Origin of the sequence: Microbacterium sp. YJN-G, assembly GCF_015040615.1 — a bacterium.
Lineage (GTDB): Bacteria > Actinomycetota > Actinomycetes > Actinomycetales > Microbacteriaceae > Microbacterium.
The window spans coordinates 2,186,719-2,205,244 of record NZ_CP060402.1; the positions used below are offsets into that span (position 1 = coordinate 2,186,719).

General features: G+C 70.9%; 17 protein-coding genes. 11 read left to right on the forward strand and 6 right to left on the reverse strand.

What is annotated here, in order from left to right; all coding sequences use genetic code 11:
* The first annotated feature begins 11 nt into the window (after window positions 1–11).
* The 6 genes from H7694_RS10535 to H7694_RS10560 all read left to right on the forward strand — a co-directional run bounded on the left by H7694_RS10535 (window position 12) and on the right by H7694_RS10560 (window position 5,181).
* Window positions 12–998: a hypothetical protein gene (locus H7694_RS10535; protein ID WP_193596465.1), complete on the forward strand. Its 987-nt coding sequence runs from the start codon at window positions 12–14 to the stop codon at window positions 996–998.
* A gap of 78 nt (window positions 999–1,076) precedes the next feature.
* Window positions 1,077–1,382 carry a hypothetical protein gene (locus H7694_RS10540; RefSeq protein WP_193596466.1) on the forward strand — a complete coding sequence of 102 codons (306 nt, stop codon included), beginning with the start codon at window positions 1,077–1,079 and terminating at the stop codon, window positions 1,380–1,382.
* Between the two features lie 108 nt (window positions 1,383–1,490).
* Window positions 1,491–2,036 carry a hypothetical protein gene (locus tag H7694_RS10545; protein ID WP_193596467.1) on the forward strand — a complete coding sequence of 182 codons (546 nt, stop codon included), beginning with the start codon at window positions 1,491–1,493 and terminating at the stop codon, window positions 2,034–2,036.
* Window positions 2,037–2,062: 26 nt separating this feature from the next.
* A complete protein-coding gene (locus H7694_RS10550; RefSeq protein ID WP_227468069.1) occupies window positions 2,063–2,869 on the forward strand; it encodes a hypothetical protein in 807 nt (268 codons plus the stop codon).
* A 483-nt stretch (window positions 2,870–3,352) separates the two neighbouring features.
* Window positions 3,353–4,951 carry an acyl-CoA carboxylase subunit beta gene (locus tag H7694_RS10555; protein ID WP_193596469.1) on the forward strand — a complete coding sequence of 533 codons (1,599 nt, stop codon included), beginning with the start codon at window positions 3,353–3,355 and terminating at the stop codon, window positions 4,949–4,951.
* The gene (locus tag H7694_RS10560) at window positions 4,948–5,181 is read left to right on the forward strand and encodes an acyl-CoA carboxylase subunit epsilon (RefSeq protein ID WP_193596470.1); all 234 of its coding nucleotides are present in this window, start codon (window positions 4,948–4,950) and stop codon (window positions 5,179–5,181) included. The genes H7694_RS10555 and H7694_RS10560 overlap by 4 nt, the downstream gene beginning before the upstream one ends.
* Window positions 5,182–5,511: 330 nt before the next feature.
* On the opposite strand, the gene H7694_RS10565 is transcribed toward H7694_RS10560, so the two are convergent.
* From H7694_RS10565 to H7694_RS10580, 4 genes are read right to left on the reverse strand one after another with little or no spacing between them, the layout of a single operon-like run.
* Window positions 5,512–6,513: a hypothetical protein gene (locus tag H7694_RS10565; RefSeq protein WP_193596471.1), complete on the reverse strand. Its 1,002-nt coding sequence runs from the start codon at window positions 6,511–6,513 to the stop codon at window positions 5,512–5,514.
* Window positions 6,510–7,748 carry a sensor histidine kinase gene (locus H7694_RS10570; RefSeq protein WP_227468070.1) on the reverse strand — a complete coding sequence of 413 codons (1,239 nt, stop codon included), beginning with the start codon at window positions 7,746–7,748 and terminating at the stop codon, window positions 6,510–6,512. The genes H7694_RS10565 and H7694_RS10570 overlap by 4 nt, the downstream gene beginning before the upstream one ends.
* Complete coding sequence (locus H7694_RS10575; protein WP_193596472.1) at window positions 7,738–8,400, reverse strand: response regulator transcription factor; 663 nt, start codon at window positions 8,398–8,400, stop codon at window positions 7,738–7,740. Before H7694_RS10575 ends, H7694_RS10570 begins: the two co-directional genes overlap by 11 nt.
* A gap of 31 nt (window positions 8,401–8,431) precedes the next feature.
* Window positions 8,432–9,640, reverse strand: a complete 1,209-nt coding sequence (locus H7694_RS10580; protein WP_193596473.1) for a class I SAM-dependent RNA methyltransferase — start codon at window positions 9,638–9,640, stop codon at window positions 8,432–8,434.
* Window positions 9,641–9,674: 34 nt separating this feature from the next.
* Between H7694_RS10580 and H7694_RS10585 the strand changes: the two genes are divergently transcribed.
* Both H7694_RS10585 and H7694_RS10590 read left to right on the forward strand, forming a co-directional pair.
* Window positions 9,675–10,322: a Maf family protein gene (locus H7694_RS10585; RefSeq protein WP_193596474.1), complete on the forward strand. Its 648-nt coding sequence runs from the start codon at window positions 9,675–9,677 to the stop codon at window positions 10,320–10,322.
* A gap of 112 nt (window positions 10,323–10,434) precedes the next feature.
* Window positions 10,435–12,219 (forward strand): acetyl/propionyl/methylcrotonyl-CoA carboxylase subunit alpha, encoded by a 1,785-nt coding sequence (locus H7694_RS10590; RefSeq protein ID WP_193596475.1) that lies wholly within the window; start codon window positions 10,435–10,437, stop codon window positions 12,217–12,219.
* Between the two features lie 61 nt (window positions 12,220–12,280).
* On the opposite strand, the gene H7694_RS10595 is transcribed toward H7694_RS10590, so the two are convergent.
* Entirely contained in the window at window positions 12,281–13,723 is a 1,443-nt protein-coding gene (locus tag H7694_RS10595; protein ID WP_193596476.1) for an NAD(P)H-quinone dehydrogenase, read from the reverse strand.
* Between the two features lie 64 nt (window positions 13,724–13,787).
* Between H7694_RS10595 and H7694_RS10600 the strand changes: the two genes are divergently transcribed.
* Genes H7694_RS10600 through H7694_RS10610 form a run of 3 tightly spaced genes read left to right on the forward strand, consistent with a single transcriptional unit; the run spans window position 13,788 to window position 16,557 of the window.
* Entirely contained in the window at window positions 13,788–14,621 is an 834-nt protein-coding gene (locus H7694_RS10600) for a purine-nucleoside phosphorylase (protein ID WP_193596477.1), read from the forward strand.
* Window positions 14,622–14,626: 5 nt separating this feature from the next.
* Window positions 14,627–16,294: a phospho-sugar mutase gene (locus H7694_RS10605; protein WP_193599179.1), complete on the forward strand. Its 1,668-nt coding sequence runs from the start codon at window positions 14,627–14,629 to the stop codon at window positions 16,292–16,294.
* Window positions 16,291–16,557, forward strand: a complete 267-nt coding sequence (locus tag H7694_RS10610; RefSeq protein ID WP_193596478.1) for an HPr family phosphocarrier protein — start codon at window positions 16,291–16,293, stop codon at window positions 16,555–16,557. The genes H7694_RS10605 and H7694_RS10610 overlap by 4 nt, the downstream gene beginning before the upstream one ends.
* Before the next feature lie 25 nt (window positions 16,558–16,582).
* On the opposite strand, the gene H7694_RS10615 is transcribed toward H7694_RS10610, so the two are convergent.
* The gene (locus H7694_RS10615; RefSeq protein WP_193599180.1) at window positions 16,583–18,499 is read right to left on the reverse strand and encodes a BglG family transcription antiterminator; all 1,917 of its coding nucleotides are present in this window, start codon (window positions 18,497–18,499) and stop codon (window positions 16,583–16,585) included.
* Window positions 18,500–18,526: the final 27 nt, after the last annotated feature.

Here is an 18,526-nt window from a genome sequence, read left to right on the forward strand (position 1 = left end):
AGGATCACCGCATGCCCGAGAAGGTCCACAAGCTCCACATCCTCCCGGACGAGACCGCGCCGAGCGCGCCGGTCCCGCCCGCAGGCGGCGAGCGCCCCTTCTCCGTCCGCGGCATCGAACGGGTTCTCGCGGTGCAGCGTCCGCTCGTGGTCGCGCACATCCGCAGTATCCGTCTTCGGTCTCCGGATGCGACGCCGCAGCAGATCGTGAGCATCCTCGAGACCCGGTATCTCGCCGCCGTGACGACCGGCGGAGCCGCGGTCGGCGCGACGGCGGTGATCCCCGGCATCGGCACAGGCGTCACACTCGCGCTGTCCGGCGTCGAGACGGTCGGCTTCATGGAGTCGACGGCGCTGTTCGCGCAGTCGGTGGCCGAGGTGCACGGCATCGCGATCGAGAACCCCGAGCGGGCCCGCGCGCTCGTGATGACACTCATGCTCGGCAAGGAGGGCGTGGATCTCGTCTCGCAGCTGGCGAGTCAGGCGGCGGGCAAGGGCGGAAACCGTGCGTCTTACTGGGGCGAGCTGGTGACGAAGTCGCTGCCGCGTGCGGCGATGGGCCCGCTGGTGGACCGGCTGAAGTCGGCGTTCATCCGGCAGTTCGCCTCGCGCGGCGGGGCGTCGTTCATCGGCAAGGCGCTGCCGTTCGGCGTGGGCGCGGTGATCGGCGGAGCCGGCAACCACCTGCTGGGCCGTCGCGTGCTGAACAACTCGCGTCGCGCCTTCGGTGCAGCGCCAGCGGTGCTGCCGCCCGAGCTCGAGCCCGTTCCGGGCAGTGAGAAGCTCGAACGGCGGATGCTGGACGGCGCACGCGTGGTCGGTGGCGGACTCGTGACCAGTCTCGGTCGAGGAGCGAGCGCGGTGGGTCGCGGTGCGGGCGCGTTAGGCCGCGGCATCGGGGCGGCGGGGCGCGGGATCGGCGCGAAGCTCGGCCGGTCCCGGGATTCGGATGCCGATGGCGATGGCGATGGCGATTCGTCCTCCACATCCGAGGGCTGAGGGCGACTTCTCCACAGCATCCGCCGTCGAGGTCGCTGCAGGCCCGTCCGCGTCGGCGCACGTCCTCAGCATGGTGGGATGCTGCACCCGATCGACCCGTCCCAGTCGCCTCCGCCGTCCGCCTACTGCGTGCCGTGGGTGATCACCCGGCGTGACCGCGCGCATCCGGTGGTGATGAACGCGGGGCGCGAGGCCGTCGACTTCGTGCGCGTGCTGCGCAGCGACGCATCGCAACAGGAGCTCGTCGACCTGTGGGGCCAGGTGCTGCCCGCCGAGACGGTGGAGCTGTGCCTGTGCGAGTCCGACCTCGACGCCGTCGTCATCACGATCGCCTGGTTCCGCCAGCACGACGGCCTCGAGTACGTCTGGCGTTTCGTCGTCTGATGCTTGGGTCCCTGAGCCTGTCGAAGGGCCTCGGGCTGTCCCTCTCGTGGGTACAAGGCCTGTGGAAAACTCCTGCGCGGAACCGCCGGTTCGGGCTACCGTGGCCGGGTGACTCTCGCCGCATCGTCCGTCCGCGCCATCGGGGTGCTGTCCACCGGGCTGCTGGCCCTCGGAATGCTCGCCGCCTGTGCCCCAGCGCCGGAGCCTGAGCCGGAACCGACAGAGACCGCCCTGTTCTCATCCGATGAGGAAGCATTCGCCGCGGCCGAGGAGACGTATCGGGCATACACGGATGCGCAAAACGATGCTCGCCAAGGCGATGCGGACCCTAACGACTACCTGGTCGGCAGTGCTCTGGAAGGCGCAATCGATGGGAAGCGTGCGCTCGAAGAGGCCGGTCTGCAACTCGACGGTTCGGTCGGGCTCGCAGAGTTTCGGCCGATACCGGAGTCGATCGATCCAGGTCGCGAGGAGCTTGTCGCCATCGTGTGCCTCGATCTTACGGCGCTGCGAACGCTGAACGATCAAGGTGAAGACGTCACCCCAGCGAACCGGCCCGACGTCATCGCCATGAATGTCACCATGCGCTGGACGAAGACCAGCTACATGATCTCCGAAGAGCGCGACGAGGATAACGCACAGTGCGCCGCTTAGCAGCTCTTCTGAGCGCGGTGATCGTATTGTCCGGCACGGTAGTGCTGACCGTCGCGGCGCCTGCTCATGCTGGCGACACCTGCACGGCCGAGGTCAAACAGGCCCTCGGATACTGCCCGACTGGTACCACGAATGGCGACTTCGTCGAGGTAATAGCTTCCAAGTCGTCGCGGGGGCAAGGGGGCGGCAAGCACGCCACCCCCGTGGTCAACATCGACAACTACACCCCGCCGCCTCCGCCGCCCTCGCCATTCGAGGTGTGTCTCGACGCGTGGGAGAAGAACCGCTCCTGCTACGCACCGCTGGAGCCGACCGAACCGGGAGAAGAAGCTCCGGAACCGGTGGAGATTCCCCCGATCACGATCACCGACCTCGCGTCCTTCGCTCCGGAAACCAGCCTCCTGACGGGAGAGCCCGAGAACCTCGGCGTCGCAGGGCTCCCCGCGAACTTCGTCGCCACCGCCGAACAGCACACCCAGCACGGCACGCTCTTCGGCTTCCCGATCAGCGTCCGGTTCACCCCTGCCGCCTTCACCTTCCACTACGGCGACGGCCAGACGCTCACCAACGACACCGGCGGGCAGAGCTGGGAGGCGCTCCGCCTTCCGCAGTTCACCCCGACCGACACCAGCCACACGTACACGGAACGCGGCACCTACACCGCTCGCGTCGACGTCGCCTACACCGCCGAGATCGACCTCGGCGGTGGCTGGTTCTCCATCACCGGTGAGCTCACCACGACCGGCGCCGGCCAGGACATCCGCATCTACGAAGCGCACACTGCGCTCGTCGCCCACACCTGCACGGAAGATCCCGACGGACCCGGCTGCTGAACGTCCGGGGGCTGGGGCCCTTCGACAGGCTCAGGGACCCAAAGTGGGTACGGCCCTTCGAGAGCCTCAGGGACCCAAAGTGGGTACGGCCCTTCGAGAGCCGCAGGGACCCAAAGTGGGTACGGCCCTTCGACAGGCTCAGGGACCCAGCGCGGGTACGGACCTTCGACAGGCTCAGGGACCCAGCCTGAGCACACGACGAGGGCGGAGTGAGGTCTCCCGGAGTGAGCATCGGGAGGGGCCCGCGCAGCGGGAAGGAGCCCGCTCTGCGAACGAAGGGAGACCTCACGCAGCCCGGGCACTCACCAAAACCCCGGGACCCTTCGGCAGGCTCAGGGGCCCAGCGGCACGACTCCGGCCCTTCGAGAGCCTCAGGGACCCAAGCCCGAGAGCCTCAGGGACCCAAGGCGAGAGGGCATCGCCAAAGGAACGACGGAGCCGTTGTGGACGACATCCAACGCCTCTCCGGCACCCGGCGATAGGGTGGAATCCGTGACGGACACCCCTGACCTCTCGACCACGGCCGCCAAGATCGCGGACCTCCGCGCCCGCTTCAACGAAGCAGTCGTCGAGCCGGAGAAGATCGCCCAGCAGAAGCAGCACGCCAAGGGCAAGATGACCGCCCGCGAGCGCATCGAGCTGCTCGTCGACAACGGCAGCTTCGTCGAGCTCGACGAGTACGTGCGCCACCGCACCACCGCGTTCGGCATGGACCGCAACCGCCCGTACGGCGACTCGGTCGTCACCGGCATCGGTACGATCCACGGCCGCACGGTCGCCGTCTACTCGCAGGACTTCACCACCTTCGGCGGCTCGCTCGGCGAGGTCTCGGGCGACAAGATCATCAAGGTCATGGAGTTCGCCCTCACCAGCGGCATGCCCGTCATCGGCATCCTCGACTCGGGCGGAGCCCGCATCCAGGAGGGCGTGCTGGCCCTCAGCAAGTACGGCGAGATCTTCAAGATGAACACCCGCTCCTCGGGCGTCATCCCCCAGATCTCGATCATCATGGGCCCGGCCGCGGGCGGCGCCGTCTACGGCCCCGCCCTCACCGACTTCGTCATCATGGTCGACAAGACCAGCCAGATGTTCGTCACCGGCCCCGACGTCATCAAGACCGTCACCGGTGAGGACGTCGGCATGGAGGAGCTCGGCGGCGCCTACACGCACAACACCCGCTCCGGCGTCGCCCACTACCTCGCCGAGGACGAGGACGACGCGATCGACTACGCGCGCACCCTGCTCGGGTTCCTTCCCGACAACAACATGGCCGAGCTGCCGGCGTACGCCTCGGCCTTCGAGTTCGAGACGACGGATGCCGATCACCGCCTGAACACGATCATCCCGGACTCCCCCAACCAGCCCTACGACATCCACACGGTCATCGAGCACATCGTCGACGACGCCGACTTCCTCGAAGTGCAGCCGCTGTTCGCGCCGAACATCGTGATCGGCTTCGGCCGCATCGAGGGTCGCTCGGTCGGCATCATCGCCAACCAGCCCTCGCAGATGGCCGGCACGCTGAACATCGAGGCGGGTGAGAAGGCCAGCCGCTTCGTGCGCTTCTGCGACGCCTTCTCCATCCCGATCGTCACCCTCGTCGACGTGCCCGGCTATCTGCCGGGCACCGACCAGGAGTGGACCGGTGTCATCCGCCGCGGCGCCAAGCTCATCTACGCCTACGCCGAGGCCACCGTCCCGCTGGTCACCGTGATCCTCCGCAAGGCCTACGGCGGCGCCTACATCGTGATGGGCTCCAAGCAGCTCGGCGCCGACGTGAACCTCGCCTGGCCGACGGCCGAGATCGCAGTCATGGGCGGCCAGGGCGCCGTGAACATCCTCTACCGCGGCGAGATCAAGAAGGCCGAGGAGAACGGCGAGGACGTCGCCGCGGTCCGCACCCGCCTCGCCAACGAGTACACCTACAGCGTGACCTCCCCCTTCCTGGCCGCCGAGCGCGGCGAGATCGACGGCGTCATCGAGCCGGCGAACACCCGCGTCGCCATCGCCAAGTCGCTGCGCGCGCTGCGCGGCAAGCGTGCCGAGCTGCCGCCCAAGAAGCACGGGAACATCCCGCTGTGACCACCGAAGACACCGCCGGCGCCGAAGAGGCGCCACGCATCGAGATCACGCGGGGCACCCCCGACGAGGAGGAGCTCGCCGCCCTCATCGCGGTCGTCACCGACGCCTATATGCACGAGGCCGAGGAGGCCGTGGCCGAGGAGCCGCACGTCTCCGCGTGGCAACTCACGCGGCGCGGCCTGCGCCGTCCGCTGCGCCGCGACATCCCGTGGGGCCGGTTCTCGGGCTGATCCCCCGCCCGAGAGGCGTGCTCGGATTCGGGCGGATTTGTCCCCCGAAATACCTACAGACACGGCCCTTGCGAGTCGACAGACTGTTATCAACGCTTCGCGTTAGGCGGCTGCTCTGTCCCAGGGTAGACAGACGCATCACCGCCCCCTGCGGGACAGTTTTCGGGTAGCTGTTCCGCACTGGCGAGGGGCGGGCGGCTTCGCCGCCCCTCGCCCACTCTCACTCCCCGCCCCGCGCGGGTGAAGTCGAGACCGTCGCCGCCGAGCAGGCGTCGCCGAACAGGTAACCGCCGAGCGGATGCCGCTGAGCAACTCATGCCGCGACGCGACTCACTCCGCGACGCGACGGATCTCGTGCCAGAGGTCGACGGCGTCGTCGTCGTGCGCTCCACCGGCCGCCCGGCCCACGATGGTCACGGCGATGTGCTCGTCACGCCCGGCACGGATGATCACGCGGTTCGAGCGTGCCCGCGACAGCACGGCGGCGAGCTCATCGCGGATCTCGTTCAGCCGCGACTCCTCGGTGCCGTCCAGCCCGCCCTCCTCGAACACGGTGACCACGATCCCCCGCAGCCGGGCATCCGAGATCGCACGCCGGACGGCGTCGTTGAGCAGGCTCGCCCCGCGCAGCTCATCGCGCAGCGTGCCCTCGGCGAGACGCGCATCCAGACGCTCCTGCTCGGTCAGCTCACCGTGCGCGGCGACCGTGCGCGTGAGCACCGGTCCCGCGATCGCCAGGGCGCGCTGCGCACGCACCCGGCGCTCCCGCTGCCGCACGAGCTGCGTGGCGTGCCACGCCGACACGGCGCGCTGGATGTCTGCCAGCCGCTCGGTGTCGCGCACCGCCCGATCCCAGAACAGCACCAGCAGCTGCGCCACCACGACCCAGGTGATCGACCCGACCAGGCCCAGCGTGAACGCCTGCCCGATCCCCAGCGACAGCGACGCGGCGACGATGAGGATCGCGAGGATGCTCCAGCCCGCGAGCGGACTGCGGCGCACGATGCACACGACCGCCAGCAGACCTGTCGCACCGATGTACCAGGTCGCGAACGGGGCGCTGCGCATCGGGGGCTGCAGCGCCAGGCTGACCAGCAGGGGCACCGCCGCGCCTGCGAGCAGCGCGAGGACCACAGCGCCGATCGGCATCCGCACCTCGCCTGTCGGCGAGGCGAGCACAGCCGTGAGGATCGCTGCGAGATAGATCGCGATCGCGCCGACCATGAACAGCGGGGCGGTGGGCTGCTCGATCCACCAGATCGCCCGCGCCGCGAAGTACAGCGCGAACCCGAGAGCCAGGGCGGTCGTGATGCTGCGGACCGTGCGTCTCATGACGGCTCCCAGCTCAGCTCGACGATCGTGCCCTCGGCATCCGAGCGGATGTCGGAGCTGCCGGCGACGGCCGCCATGCGCGCGACGATCGAGGCGCGGATGCCGAGGCGGTCCTCGCCGATGGCATCCGGATCGAAGCCGGGGCCGGCGTCGATCACGGTGAGGGTGAGACGGTCGGCGTTCGCGGACTCGGCGATGATGTGCAATCCACGGCCGCCCGCGTGCGCGAGTGCGTTGCCGATGGCCTGCCGCCCCGCGAGCACCATCGCCCGTGCAACGCGGCCGGGGACGGCGGCGGGGCCGCCGCGCTCCTCGACGACGGCATCCGCCCCCTGCTCGGAGAGGGTGCGACGCAGTTCGGCGACGATCTGCGAGCGGTGCACCGGTTCGTCGTTGCCCTCCTGGGCGATCGACGCCTCGGTGTTCGCCAGGCGCGTCAGCGCCTCGCGTGCCATGGCCACGGCGAGCGTGCGCTCGCGCTCCGATCCGGCGCGCTCCGCGGCGATCAGCGCGGCGAGCACGCTGTCGTGCATGAGCGCCGCCATCGCGACCCGCTCCTCCTCCGAAGCGGATGCCGCCGCCGCGGCGGCGTAGGACTCCACCGCCTTCGCCCTGGCGTCATCGACGCCCGCAGCGATCTGGCGGAACATCCACGCCAGCGAGATGATCACCATGCCGAGGATGACCGTGAACGATACGTCGAACCCGGTGGTGATCCAGTACCCCTGCGTGAAATCGCCCTGCTCGAGACGCACGTAGCCGTACACGAGTGGCACGCCCAGCGCCCACGCGAACTGCAGCCGCGGCGGGAACGCCAGCATCGCCGCGACCACGCCGATGTTGACGAGGAAGAAGATCCAGGGCTGATTCGACGCCTCGCCCGCCGACCGGTCGACGACGACCGGCCAGAGCAGCAGCGCCAGCACGTACACCACGGCGAAGGTTCCGCTCGCCTGCCTCACCCAGCGTCCGGCCACGCAGGCCGCGATCATCCACAGCAGGGGCCCGAACACCATGATGAGGATCGCCAGGTGCGGGGCGTCCAGCCGGTTCAGGCGCGTGATCGCCCCGAGCAGCGCCTGCACGCCGAGCGCGGCGGATCCGATCGCCCCGACGATGGCGAGGATGCGCTCCATGCGCTGCCCGGTGAAGCGCTCCAGGCCGACCCCGACCTCGCCCGGCGAGGGGATGCTGTTCCAGGCCTCCCGGATGCTGCGGGCAGCCTCATCCGGCACTGGTGACCCCGTCGGGCGCGACGATGCCGTCCTCCATCGCACGACGCAGCAGGTCGACCTTGGTCGGCGCGGGGCGCCCCACCTCGACGTACTTCACGCGGATGCGGGTGATGTTCTCCTTGGCGGTCGAGTACGCGACGCCGAGCCGCTCGGCGACCGCCTTCAACGGCAGCCCCGTCGCGTACAGTCGCAGCACCTCGCGCTCGCGGGTCGACAGCTGGGCGTCGGCGAACTCACGGTCGCCGTCGACCGCACTGGCCCATTCCACGTTGTTCAGCGCGTCACCGCGGGCGACCGTGCGGATCGCATCCAGCACGTCGTCGAGTGCGGATGACTTGCTCACCACGCCCGCCGCACCGGCCACGAGCGCCTCGCGCACGGCCGCGGGCCGGTCGGCGACGCTGTGGATCACGACGCTCGCCCCGTCGGCGACGAGGGTGGCGACGTTCTCGGTGACGGTCGTACCGTCGCCCAGCGTCAGATCGAGCACGACCACGTCGGCCGGGGCCGCTCCGCTGGCGGCGCGCCAGGTCAGATACTCCTTGACAGTCGCCCCCGAGAAGACGACGTTCTGCTCGCCGTCGCGCATACAGGCGGCTTCGAGGCCCAGACGAACGGACTCGTGATCGTCGATGAGGGCGACTGTGCTCATCCCGTCAGCCTACCCAGTGCCCGTCGCCGGCTCAGCGCGTGAGCAGCGCGACGGCCTCGAGGTGGTGCGAATGCGGGAACAGATCGAAGGCTCGCAGGGATGCCGTCTGCCAGCCCAGCTCGCGGAACGTGCCGAGATCACGTGCCAGGGCGACGGGATCGCACGCCACGTACACGACGGCCTCGGGTTCGAGCGCGTGGATGGACTCCACGACCCCGCGTCCCGCACCCGACCGCGGCGGGTCGAGCACGACAGCGCCCGCCCTGGTGCCGTCGGGGAGCCCGGAGAGGAACCGGTCGACCCGCGCGGTCACCGCCTGCGCGTCCAGATCCGCGAGGTTCTCCGCGGCGTACGCGGTCGCACGGCGGTCCGACTCGACCGTGACGATGTCGGTCGCGCCCTGCTCACCGAGCGTGGCCGCGAACAGGCCGACACCGCCGTAGAGGTCGAAGTGCGTGGCGTCCTCGTCGACGCGGCCCGCGAGCGCCTCGGCGACCGCCTGCTGCAAGGTCTCGGCCGCGCGCGGGTGCACCTGCCAGAAGCCACCGGCGTCGACCTGGAATCGCCGGCCGCCTGCCCGCTCGAACACGGTCTCCTGCTTGCCGCGGCGGGCGCCCTCCGGTCGGGGCAGCACGCGTACCCGGCCATCGCCCGGCTCGACGAGGTCCACCCGGCCCGGCTTCTGCGCACGCAGCGCGAAGGCGGCCTCCGCCACCCCCGGACGCGCCAGCGGCAGCGTGGCGACGTCGATGACGCGGTGACTACGCGCGGCATACGGCCCGACGCGGCCGTCGGCGTCCACGTGCAGCGAGACCCTCGTGCGCCATCCGGTGCCGTCGCCCTCGTCGACCGCGGTGACCTCCGGGGCCGTCAGGCCCGGCCCCGCGAACTTGTCCAGCGCCTCCTGCAGCACCCGGCGCTTCAGCATCCGCTGCTCTCCCAGTTCGATGTGGCCGAGGTCGGCACCGCCGACCCGGTCCTCCGGGGCGCGCGAGACGTCGGCCTCGGCCCACACGTGCGGGCGACGGTGCGGCGACGCCTCGAGCACCTCGAGCGTCTCGGCACGCCAGAAGCTGCGCTTGTCAGCACGCTCATCAGGGTCGGTGATGCGCACCCGCACGCGCTCACCCGGGATCGCGTCGGGGACGAAGACGACCCGCCCCTCGTGGCGGGCGATGAAGGTGCCGCCGTGGGCGATGCCGGTGATGTCGAGGTCGAGCGTGGGCTGCCGGGAGGTCATCGTTCCAGGATCCCACACCGGATAGCGTGGGTTCATGCGCGTCTGCCTGGCCTCCACCTCCCCCGCCCGCCTCATGCTGCTGCGGCAGGCGGGCATCGAGCCGCTGACGCTGGCTCCCGAGGTCGACGAGGATGCCGTCGCCGCGGCCGCGGAGGCCGAGCGCGGCGCACCGCTGCCGCCGGACGAGCTCGTGCTGCTGCTGGCACGCGCCAAGGCCGCCGATGTCGCCCGGCGGCTGCCCGAGCGGCATCCGGACTTCGACGGGATCGTCATCGGCGGTGACTCGATGTTCGAACTGGACGGGCGGGTGCATGGCAAGCCGTACACGGCCGAGGTCGCCCGCGAGCGCTGGGAGCGGATGCGGGGAACCACCGGCGTGCTGCACTCGGGCCACTCGGTCTTCCGGGTGCGCCCGGATGCCGCAGCCACCGAGGCGACCGCGGTCGCGGAGGCGCGCGTCACCTTCGCTGCGGACATCAGCGATGCCGAGCTGGACGCGTACATCGCCAGCGGCGAACCGCTGCTCGTCGCCGGCGCCTTCACCGTCGACAGCCTGGGCGGGGCGTTCATCACCCGCGTGGAGGGCGACCCGTCGACGGTGGTCGGCATGTCACTGTCGACCCTGCGCACCCTCGCCGCCGAGCTCGGCGTCACCTGGACCGATCTGTGGACGTCTCCCTGAGACTGACGAACCGCCAGCACCACGCGGTACGTGACCTCCCGACGACAGATCCGCGTGTTTCTTGTGGAGAGTCGTCAAAAATGTGAGGCCCGCACTCGTTAGGCTGGCATTCATGCCCCAGATCGAATCGGCACCCCTCTCCAAGGTCCTCATCGCGAACCGCGGCGAGATCGCCGTCCGCATCATCCGCGCCGCGCGGGATTCCGGGATCTCCTCGGTCGCCGTCTACGCCGATCAGGATCGCGATGCCATGCACGCCCGCCTGGCCGATGAGGCCTACGCGCTCGACGGCTCCACCAGCGCCGAGACCTACCTGCAGATCGACAAGATCCTCTCCATCGCCCGCCGCTCCGGTGCCGACTCCGTGCACCCCGGCTACGGCTTCCTCGCCGAGAACGCCGAGTTCGCGCGCGCCGTGATCGCCGCCGGGATGACCTGGATCGGCCCCTCCCCCGAGGCCATCGAGGCGCTCGGCGACAAGGTCACCGCCCGTCACGTCGCCGAGAAGGTCGGCGCCCCGCTCGCACCGGGCACCCCGGGCCCTGTCGACACCGCCGAGGAGGTCGTGACCTTCGCCGAGCAGGTCGGCCTGCCGATCGCCATCAAGGCCGCCTATGGCGGCGGTGGCCGCGGGCTGAAGGTCGCGCGCGAGCTCGACGAGGTCGCCGAGCTGTTCGAGTCCGCCACCCGTGAGGCTGTCACCGCGTTCGGCCGCGGCGAGTGCTTCGTCGAGAAGTACCTCGACAAGCCGCGTCACGTCGAGACGCAGTGCCTCGCGGATGCCGCGGGCAACGTCGTCGTCATCTCCACCCGCGACTGCTCGCTGCAGCGCCGCCACCAGAAGCTCGTCGAAGAGGCGCCCGCGCCGTTCCTCACCGACGAGCAGAACGCGCAGCTGTACTCCGCGTCCAAGGCCATCCTCAAGGAGGTCGGCTACGTCGGCGCCGGCACCTGCGAGTTCCTCATCGGCGCCGACGGCACCGTGTCGTTCCTCGAGGTGAACACCCGCCTGCAGGTCGAGCACCCGGTCTCCGAGGAGGTCACAGGCATCGACCTGGTCCGCGAGCAGTTCCGCATCGCCGCCGGTGGTCTCATCGGCTACGACGACCCGACCCCGCAGGGCCACTCGTTCGAGTTCCGCATCAACGGCGAGGACCCGGGCCGCGGCTTCCTGCCCCAGCCCGGCCCCATCAGCGTGTTCAAGACGTTCGGCGGCCCCGGTGTGCGGCTCGACTCGGGCGTGACCGCGGGCGACACCGTCTCGGGCGCCTTCGACTCGCTGCTGGCGAAGATCATCGTCACCGGCCGTACCCGCGGCGAGGCGCTGGAGCGCTCGCGTCGCGCCCTCGACGAGTTCGAGGTCGCAGGGATGCCCACGGTGCTGCCGTTCCACCGCAAGGTGGTGCGCGACCCGGCCTTCACCGCGGAGAACGGCGAGTTCGGCGTCTACACGCGCTGGATCGAGACCGAGTTCGTCAACGACATCCCCGCCTGGGACGGCGAGCTCGACGATCCGGCGCCCGCGCTCGGCCGCCACACGGTCGTCGTCGAGGTCGGCGGCAAGCGCCTCGAGGTGAGCCTGCCCGACCGGGTGACCGCGCCCGTCGCCGGCACCGCCGGCCGCCCCGTCGCCGTGCCGCCCTCGCGCCGTTCGCACGCCGCGACCGCCAACGCGGGTGCCTCCGGCGACGCGGTGAAGTCGCCCATGCAGGCCACCATCGTCAAGGTCGCCGTCGAGGAGGGCCAGGAGGTCGTCAAGGGCGACCTGGTCGTCGTGCTCGAGGCGATGAAGATGGAGCAGCCGCTGCAGGCACACAAGGACGGCGTCATCCGCTCGATCGACGCCACTCCCGGCGCGACCGTCTCGGCCGGGCACCAGCTGCTCACCATCAGCTGACCGGAGCTATATGAGAAGAGGGGCCGCGCACGCGCGGCCCCTCTTCTCTAGTCTCAGAGTCTCAGATCACCATGTGCATCGCGCGGGTGGCGTCGGTGATGCTCGTCGACAGCGACGGGTAGGCCGCGAACACGCGCGAGACCTGGTCGACGTTCAGCCGTCGCTCGACGGCGATCGCGAGCGGGTAGATCAGCTCGGATGCCTTCGGTGCGACGATCACGCCGCCGATCACGGTGCCCGAGCCCTTGCGGGCGATCACCTTCACGAAGCCGTCCTTGATGCCCATCATCTTCGCGCGCGGGTTCGCCGCCAGCGGCAGCTTGAACGCCACACCCTCGACCACGCCGTTCTCGATGTCCTGCTCCGAGAAGCCGACGGTCGCGATCTCGGGAGCGGTGAAGATGTTGGCGGTGATCCGGCGCAGCTCGAGCGGGATCACGATGTCGCCGAGCGCGTGGAAGACCGCGGTGCGGCCCTGCATCGAGGCGACGGACGCCAGCGGGAAGAAGTTCGTGCAGTCGCCGACCGCGTACACGTTCGGCACCGAGGTGCGCGCCACGCGGTTCACGCGCACATGACCGGACTCGGTCAGCTCGATCCCGGCCTCCTCCAGGCCGATGCCGGCGGTGTTGGGGATGGAGCCGACCGCCATCAGGCAGTGGCTGCCCTCGACGGTACGCCCGTCGGCGAGCGTGACGGTCACGCCGTCGCCGGTGCGCTCGACCTTCTCGGCGCGGGCCTTGGAGAGCACCTGCATGCCGCCGCGCTTGAACACCTGCTCGAGCACCTTGGCGGCATCGCGATCCTCGCCCGGCAGCACCTGATCGCGGCTGGAGACCAGCGTCACCTTGGCACCGAGGTTCATGTAGGCCGAGGCGAACTCGGCACCCGTGACGCCGGAGCCGACGACGATGAGATGCTCGGGCAGCGCCTTCATGTCGTACAGCTGAGTCCAGGTGAGGATGCGCTCGCCGTCGGGCTTGGCCGAGTCGAGCTCACGGGGCGCTGCGCCCACCGACACCACCACGGTGTCGGCCTCGATGCGGTCGAAGTCGGTGCCGCCCGGCCCCGTGGCCACGACGATGGCGTTCGGCCCCTCGAGCCGGCCGTGGCCGGACAGGATGCGCACGCCCGCCTCGAGCAGGGTGGCCCGCATGTCCTCGGACTGCTGGCCGGCCAGGGCGAGCAGCCGCTTGTTGACGGCGGCGAGGTTGATGGCGATCTCGGGCTTGAGCGGCTTGCCGTGCTCGCCCTTCGCGAAGAACTGCACGCCCAGGTCGCTGGCCTCGGCGATCGCGACGGCGGCATCCGCGGTGGCGATCAGGCTCTTCGACGGCACCACGTCGGTCAGCACCGCGGAGCCGCCGACTCCGACGCGCTCGACCAGGGTCACCTCGGCACCCAGCTGCGCGGCGGCGAGGGCTGCCTCGTAGCCGCCGGGGCCGCCGCCGAGGACGGCCACACTCTGCCTGTTCGCGAAGGGAGTCTGAGACATGGACTCCATTCTTCCGTACTGGCAGCGGTCTTCCGTACTGGCAGCCGGGCCCGCACGTTCCTAGAGTGGACACATGCCAGACACTTTCGCGCACCCCCTCGACGACCCGAACGCGAACCCGTTCGACGTCGCCGCCCGAGCCGCCGATGACATCGCGCGGCTGACCGGGGTCGACCATCACGACATCGCCCTCACGCTCGGTTCGGGCTGGGGCAAGGCCGCCGAGCTCATCGGCGAGACCATCGCATCCGTTCCCGCCACCGAGGTCACGGGGTTCTCCAAGCCCGCCCTCGAAGGGCACGTGGGCACGCTGCGCAGCATCCGCACCCCCGGCGGGCGCAACGTCCTGGTCATCGGGGCGCGCACGCACTACTACGAGAGCCACGGCGTGCGCCGCGTCGTGCACAGCGTGCGCACCGCCGCCGCCACGGGGGCGAAGATCATGGTGCTCACCAACGGCGCGGGCGGCGTGCGCGAGACCTGGACGCCCGGTCAGCCGGTGCTCATCAGCGACCACATCAACCTGACCGCCGACTCCCCGCTCGAGGGGGCCACCTTCGTCGATCTCACCGACCTGTACGCGCAGCGTCTGCGCGACATCGCCCGCACCGTCGACCCGAGCCTCGACGAGGGCGTGTACACCCAGTTCCGCGGCCCCCACTACGAGACCCCGGCCGAGGTGCAGATGGCCAAGGCCATCGGCGGCCACATCGTCGGCATGTCGACGGCCCTCGAGGCGATCGCCGCCCGCGAGGCGGGCATGGAGGTGCTCGGGTTCTCGCTCATCACGAACCTCGCCGCCGGCATCCAGAAGACCCCGCTCAGCCACGACGAGGTCATCGAGGCGGGCCGTCAGGCGGAGCCGGTGATCTCGGCCCTGCTCGCCCGCGTGATCGAGGCGCTGTGAGCACCGTGGCGGGTGAGCGCCTCACGCAGGCGCGCGCCTGGCTGCGGCAGGATCCGGATGCCGAGACCCGCGACGAGCTCGCCGGTCTCATCACCCGTGCGGCCAGCGGCGACACCACCGCGATCGCCGAGCTCGACGACCGCTTCTCGACGCGGCTGTCGTTCGGCACGGCGGGGCTGCGCGGCGCACTCGGCGCAGGCAGCAGCCGGATGAACCGGGTTCTCGTCGCCCAGGCTGCGGCCGGCTTCGCCGGGTACCTGCTGCAGCGCTCGGGCAGCACGCCGACGGTCGTGATCGGCTACGACGGGCGCCGCAACTCGCGCCGGTTCGCCCTGGACTCCGCCGAGCTGTTCGCCGGCGCCGGACTGCGCGCGATCCTGCTGCCTCGGCTGCTGCCGACGCCGGTGCTCGCGTTCGCCGTGCGCCATCTCGGCGCCGACGCCGGGGTCATGGTCACCGCCAGCCACAACCCCTCGCAGGACAACGGCTACAAGGTGTACCTGGGCGGCGCGGATGCCGGCTCGCAGATCGTCGCCCCGGCGGATGCCGAGATCGCCGCGCACATCCAGCGCGTGGCCGATGCCGGCGACGTGGGGCTGCTGCCGCGGTCGGAGGGCTACGAGATCGCCGGCGAGGACGTGGTCGACGCGTACATCGCGGCGACCGCAGAGGTCGCCCGCGCCCCGTTCGGGGTGCAGGAGATGCGCTGGGTGTACACGGCCATGCACGGCGTGGGCTGGGAGACGTTCGCCCGGGTGCTCAAGAGCGCCGGGTACCCGGCCCCGCGCGTCGTCGACGAGCAGCGCGATCCGGATCCGACGTTCCGCACGGCCTCGTTCCCGAACCCGGAGGAGCCGGGTGCAATGGATCTCGCCTTCGCGCGCGCCCGCGCCGTCGATGCGGAATTCATCCTCGCCACTGATCCCGACGCCGACCGGCTCGCGGTCGCGATCCCCGACGAGACCGTCGAGGGTGGCTGGCGCCGCCTGACCGGCAACGAGGTCGGGCTGCTGCTGGGCCGCCGGGCCGCGCAGGCCGCTCAGGGCGCGCCAGGAGCGTCGCTGGCCTGCTCGCTCGTCTCCTCCCCCGGGCTGGCCGCGGTGGCCGCGCACTACGGCCTCGGCTTCCACGAGACGCTGACCGGTTTCAAGTGGATCTCGCGCGCCCCGGGCATGGTGTTCGGCTTCGAAGAGGCGCTCGGCTACCTCGTCAACCCCGGCACGGTGCGCGACAAGGACGGCATCTCGGCCGCCATCGCCATGCTCGGCCTCGCGGCCGACGCCCGCGTGCGCGGCACGAGCATCGCCGGGCTCCTCGCAGAGATCGGCGAGGAGATCGGCCACTTCGCGAGCGGCCAGGTCTCGATCCGCGTGGACGACCTGTCGGAGATCGCCGACACGATGCTGTGGCTGCGCACGCAGCCGCCTGCGGCATTCGGCACGCGCGCCGTGACCGGCGCCGAGGATCTCGCCGCAGGCGGCTCCGGCGTCCCGGCCGGCGACGTGCTGCGCTACCGGCTCTCCGACGGCTCGCGGGTGATCGTGCGTCCCAGCGGCACCGAGCCGAAGCTGAAGGTGTACCTCGATGTCACCGCGGCATCCGCCGCCGAGGCGACCGCTGCGGTCGCCGAGCTCGAGGCCGCCGTGCGGCAGCTGCTGGCGGAGCGGGGATGACCACGCTGCGCAGGCGGGTGAGGGTCGGCGTCGGCGATGGCGCGCACGCGCGCCCCGTCGCCGAACTCGCCCGCCTCGCGCAGGCGCACGGCTCGCCCGTGCTGCTGTCGACGGATGCCGGTGAGACGGCCGAGCTCTCCAGCGTGCTCGCCGTGATGGATCTCGCGATACGCGCCGGCGACGAGGTGACCTTCGAGGTCGCCGACTCCCCCGGGGCCCCGGCACTGCTCGACGCGATCGCGGCGGTGCTGCGAGCCCGCTGACGGGCCCCGCCTGATCGGGCGCTGCTCAGCCGTCGATCACGGCGACGAGCTCGTCGAGGAACGTGTCGAAGCCGGTCGAGCGGCGCACGATCCGCTGCACGCTGTCACGTTCGCTGAACACCTCGACGAACTGCTCGAACACGGTCTGGAACGCAGCCCGGTCGCCCTCGCTGAACGCGGCGAGCGCGACGACCTGCACGCGTCCGCTCCCCCAGGCGACCGAGCCGTCGGCGATGCCGATCGCGATGGCGGTGCGCTCAGCGGTCATCTGCAGGGCGTGGGGCACGGCGAGCGCGTCGGTGAATGCGGTCGACGACATGCGCTCGCGCAGGATGGTGTTCTCGACGTAGTCCTCGCCGATGCGGCCGGATGCCGTGAGCAGGGCGCCGAGGGTGCGGATGATCTGCTCCTCGCCGACGTCGGGCACCGGCACGAGGAACGCGTCGGCGGAGAAGTAGCGCTGCAGCTCCTCACGCAGGCGGCTCAGCCGCCGTGCCCGGCGGATGCGGGCGGCGGCCTGCTGCACGCGTTCGATGTCGGCCTCGGCCAGGAACGGGGTGATCCGCACGATCCGCTCGTCGCTGCCGGCGACCGGCACGGTGCTGAGCACCAGGTCGGTGTCGAGCGACGCCCAGTCGGGGTCGACGCTGGTGTCCACGCGCACGACCTCGATCAGCCGGCCCAGCGACCGGTCGACGCTCGAGCGCAGCAGGTCCTGCAGTTCGCGGTAGCCGGGGCAGACGATCGTCGCGGAGAGGATGGCATCCGCCGCCCTGCTGCGCTCCAGCCGCCCGCCCACGTGCATGGCGATGTAGGCGATCTCGTCCTCCTGCAGCGGGGCGCCCAGCCGGTCATGCAGTCCGCTGGCGATCGAGACGGCCACGTCGAAGATCATCGGATACGACGACTTCAGCGACTGGGTGAGCGGGTTGCGGGTCCACGCCTGCTCGCGCGAGCGCAGCAGCAGGTTCTGCACGTGCAGCGCGAGCCGCTCGATGAAGGCGTCGTCGACGAGGTCGACCTGGTAGTCGTGCGCGGCCTGCTCGATCTCGGCGCGGACCGCGTTCACGACCTCGGGGTCGACTCGGCTCGGCGCACGCCGCCGGCCCGGCTCACCCGGGGTGACGACGCGGGTGAGCACGAGGTTCGCGAGGTGCTCGCGGTCGCCGTCGCCGAGTGCGACGCCGAAGTGCTCGGCGGCCAGCCTCACGATGGTCTCGCCGACCGCGGCGACGGCGTCGTCGGCGGCATCCGCGCGCTGTTCCAGGGCCCGCCCCACGGCGACGCGCTCCGCCGCGATGGTGATGTGCAGCAGCACGTCGCTGATCGCGAGCTCGTTGACGTAGTACCCCAGCTCACCGAGCTCGCGCACGAGATCCGCCTTGAACGGGCCGACCGCGCGGGCAGGCACCGCCTCGGGGGCGAGCGCGCGCTGCAGGGCGTCGGCACGCAGCGGCCCGGCATCCATCTCGTCCTGCGCGAGCCTGCTCAGCAGCCGGCGCAGCGACTGCTCGTCACCGCGCAGCCGCACCACGTCACGGTCGCGCTCCAGCTGCACGCCGCCGCCGTCGAGCAGCGCGCGCACGCGTGCCAGATCGTTCTCGAGCGTGGTCTCGCTGACGTGCAGTGCCAGCGCGGTGTCGTACACGTCGATGCCGTCGGCCTCATCGATCAGGGTGCGGGCGAGCCGGTGCAGGCGCGCCCGCGGGGTGCCGAGATCGTCGGGCCGGCCGGCGGCATCCGCTGCCCCCGCGCCCGCGCGGTATCCGGCGGGACCCGACTCCACGGCATCCGAACCGGGGGTGCGGGCGTTCAGCGCCGCGACATAGGAGCGGATGCTGCGCGGGGTCACCCCGAGCTGATCCGCCAGACTCGCCGCGGTCGCCCAGGAGTCCTGCCGCAGGAGCACGGCGAGAAGCCGATCCTGGCGCTGACGCGACATCCGTCCGCCCTCCTCGTCGATGACCCG

Excerpts from the sequence above, each read along its gene's own strand:
- H7694_RS10535 (WP_193596465.1), top strand. The coding sequence starts at position 12 with ATGCCCGAGAAGGTCCACAAGCTCCACATCCTCCCGGACGAGACCGCG.
- H7694_RS10540 (WP_193596466.1), top strand. The coding sequence starts at position 1,077 with ATGCTGCACCCGATCGACCCGTCCCAGTCGCCTCCGCCGTCCGCCTAC.
- H7694_RS10565 (WP_193596471.1), bottom strand. The coding sequence starts at position 6,513 with ATGAGACGCACGGTCCGCAGCATCACGACCGCCCTGGCTCTCGGGTTC.
- H7694_RS10575 (WP_193596472.1), bottom strand. The coding sequence starts at position 8,400 with ATGAGCACAGTCGCCCTCATCGACGATCACGAGTCCGTTCGTCTGGGC.
- H7694_RS10580 (WP_193596473.1), bottom strand. The coding sequence starts at position 9,640 with ATGACCTCCCGGCAGCCCACGCTCGACCTCGACATCACCGGCATCGCC.
- H7694_RS10585 (WP_193596474.1), top strand. The coding sequence starts at position 9,675 with ATGCGCGTCTGCCTGGCCTCCACCTCCCCCGCCCGCCTCATGCTGCTG.
- H7694_RS10590 (WP_193596475.1), top strand. The coding sequence starts at position 10,435 with ATGCCCCAGATCGAATCGGCACCCCTCTCCAAGGTCCTCATCGCGAAC.
- H7694_RS10595 (WP_193596476.1), bottom strand. The coding sequence starts at position 13,723 with ATGGAGTCCATGTCTCAGACTCCCTTCGCGAACAGGCAGAGTGTGGCC.
- H7694_RS10600 (WP_193596477.1), top strand. The coding sequence starts at position 13,788 with ATGCCAGACACTTTCGCGCACCCCCTCGACGACCCGAACGCGAACCCG.
- H7694_RS10610 (WP_193596478.1), top strand. The coding sequence starts at position 16,291 with ATGACCACGCTGCGCAGGCGGGTGAGGGTCGGCGTCGGCGATGGCGCG.
- H7694_RS10615 (WP_193599180.1), bottom strand. The coding sequence starts at position 18,499 with ATGTCGCGTCAGCGCCAGGATCGGCTTCTCGCCGTGCTCCTGCGGCAG.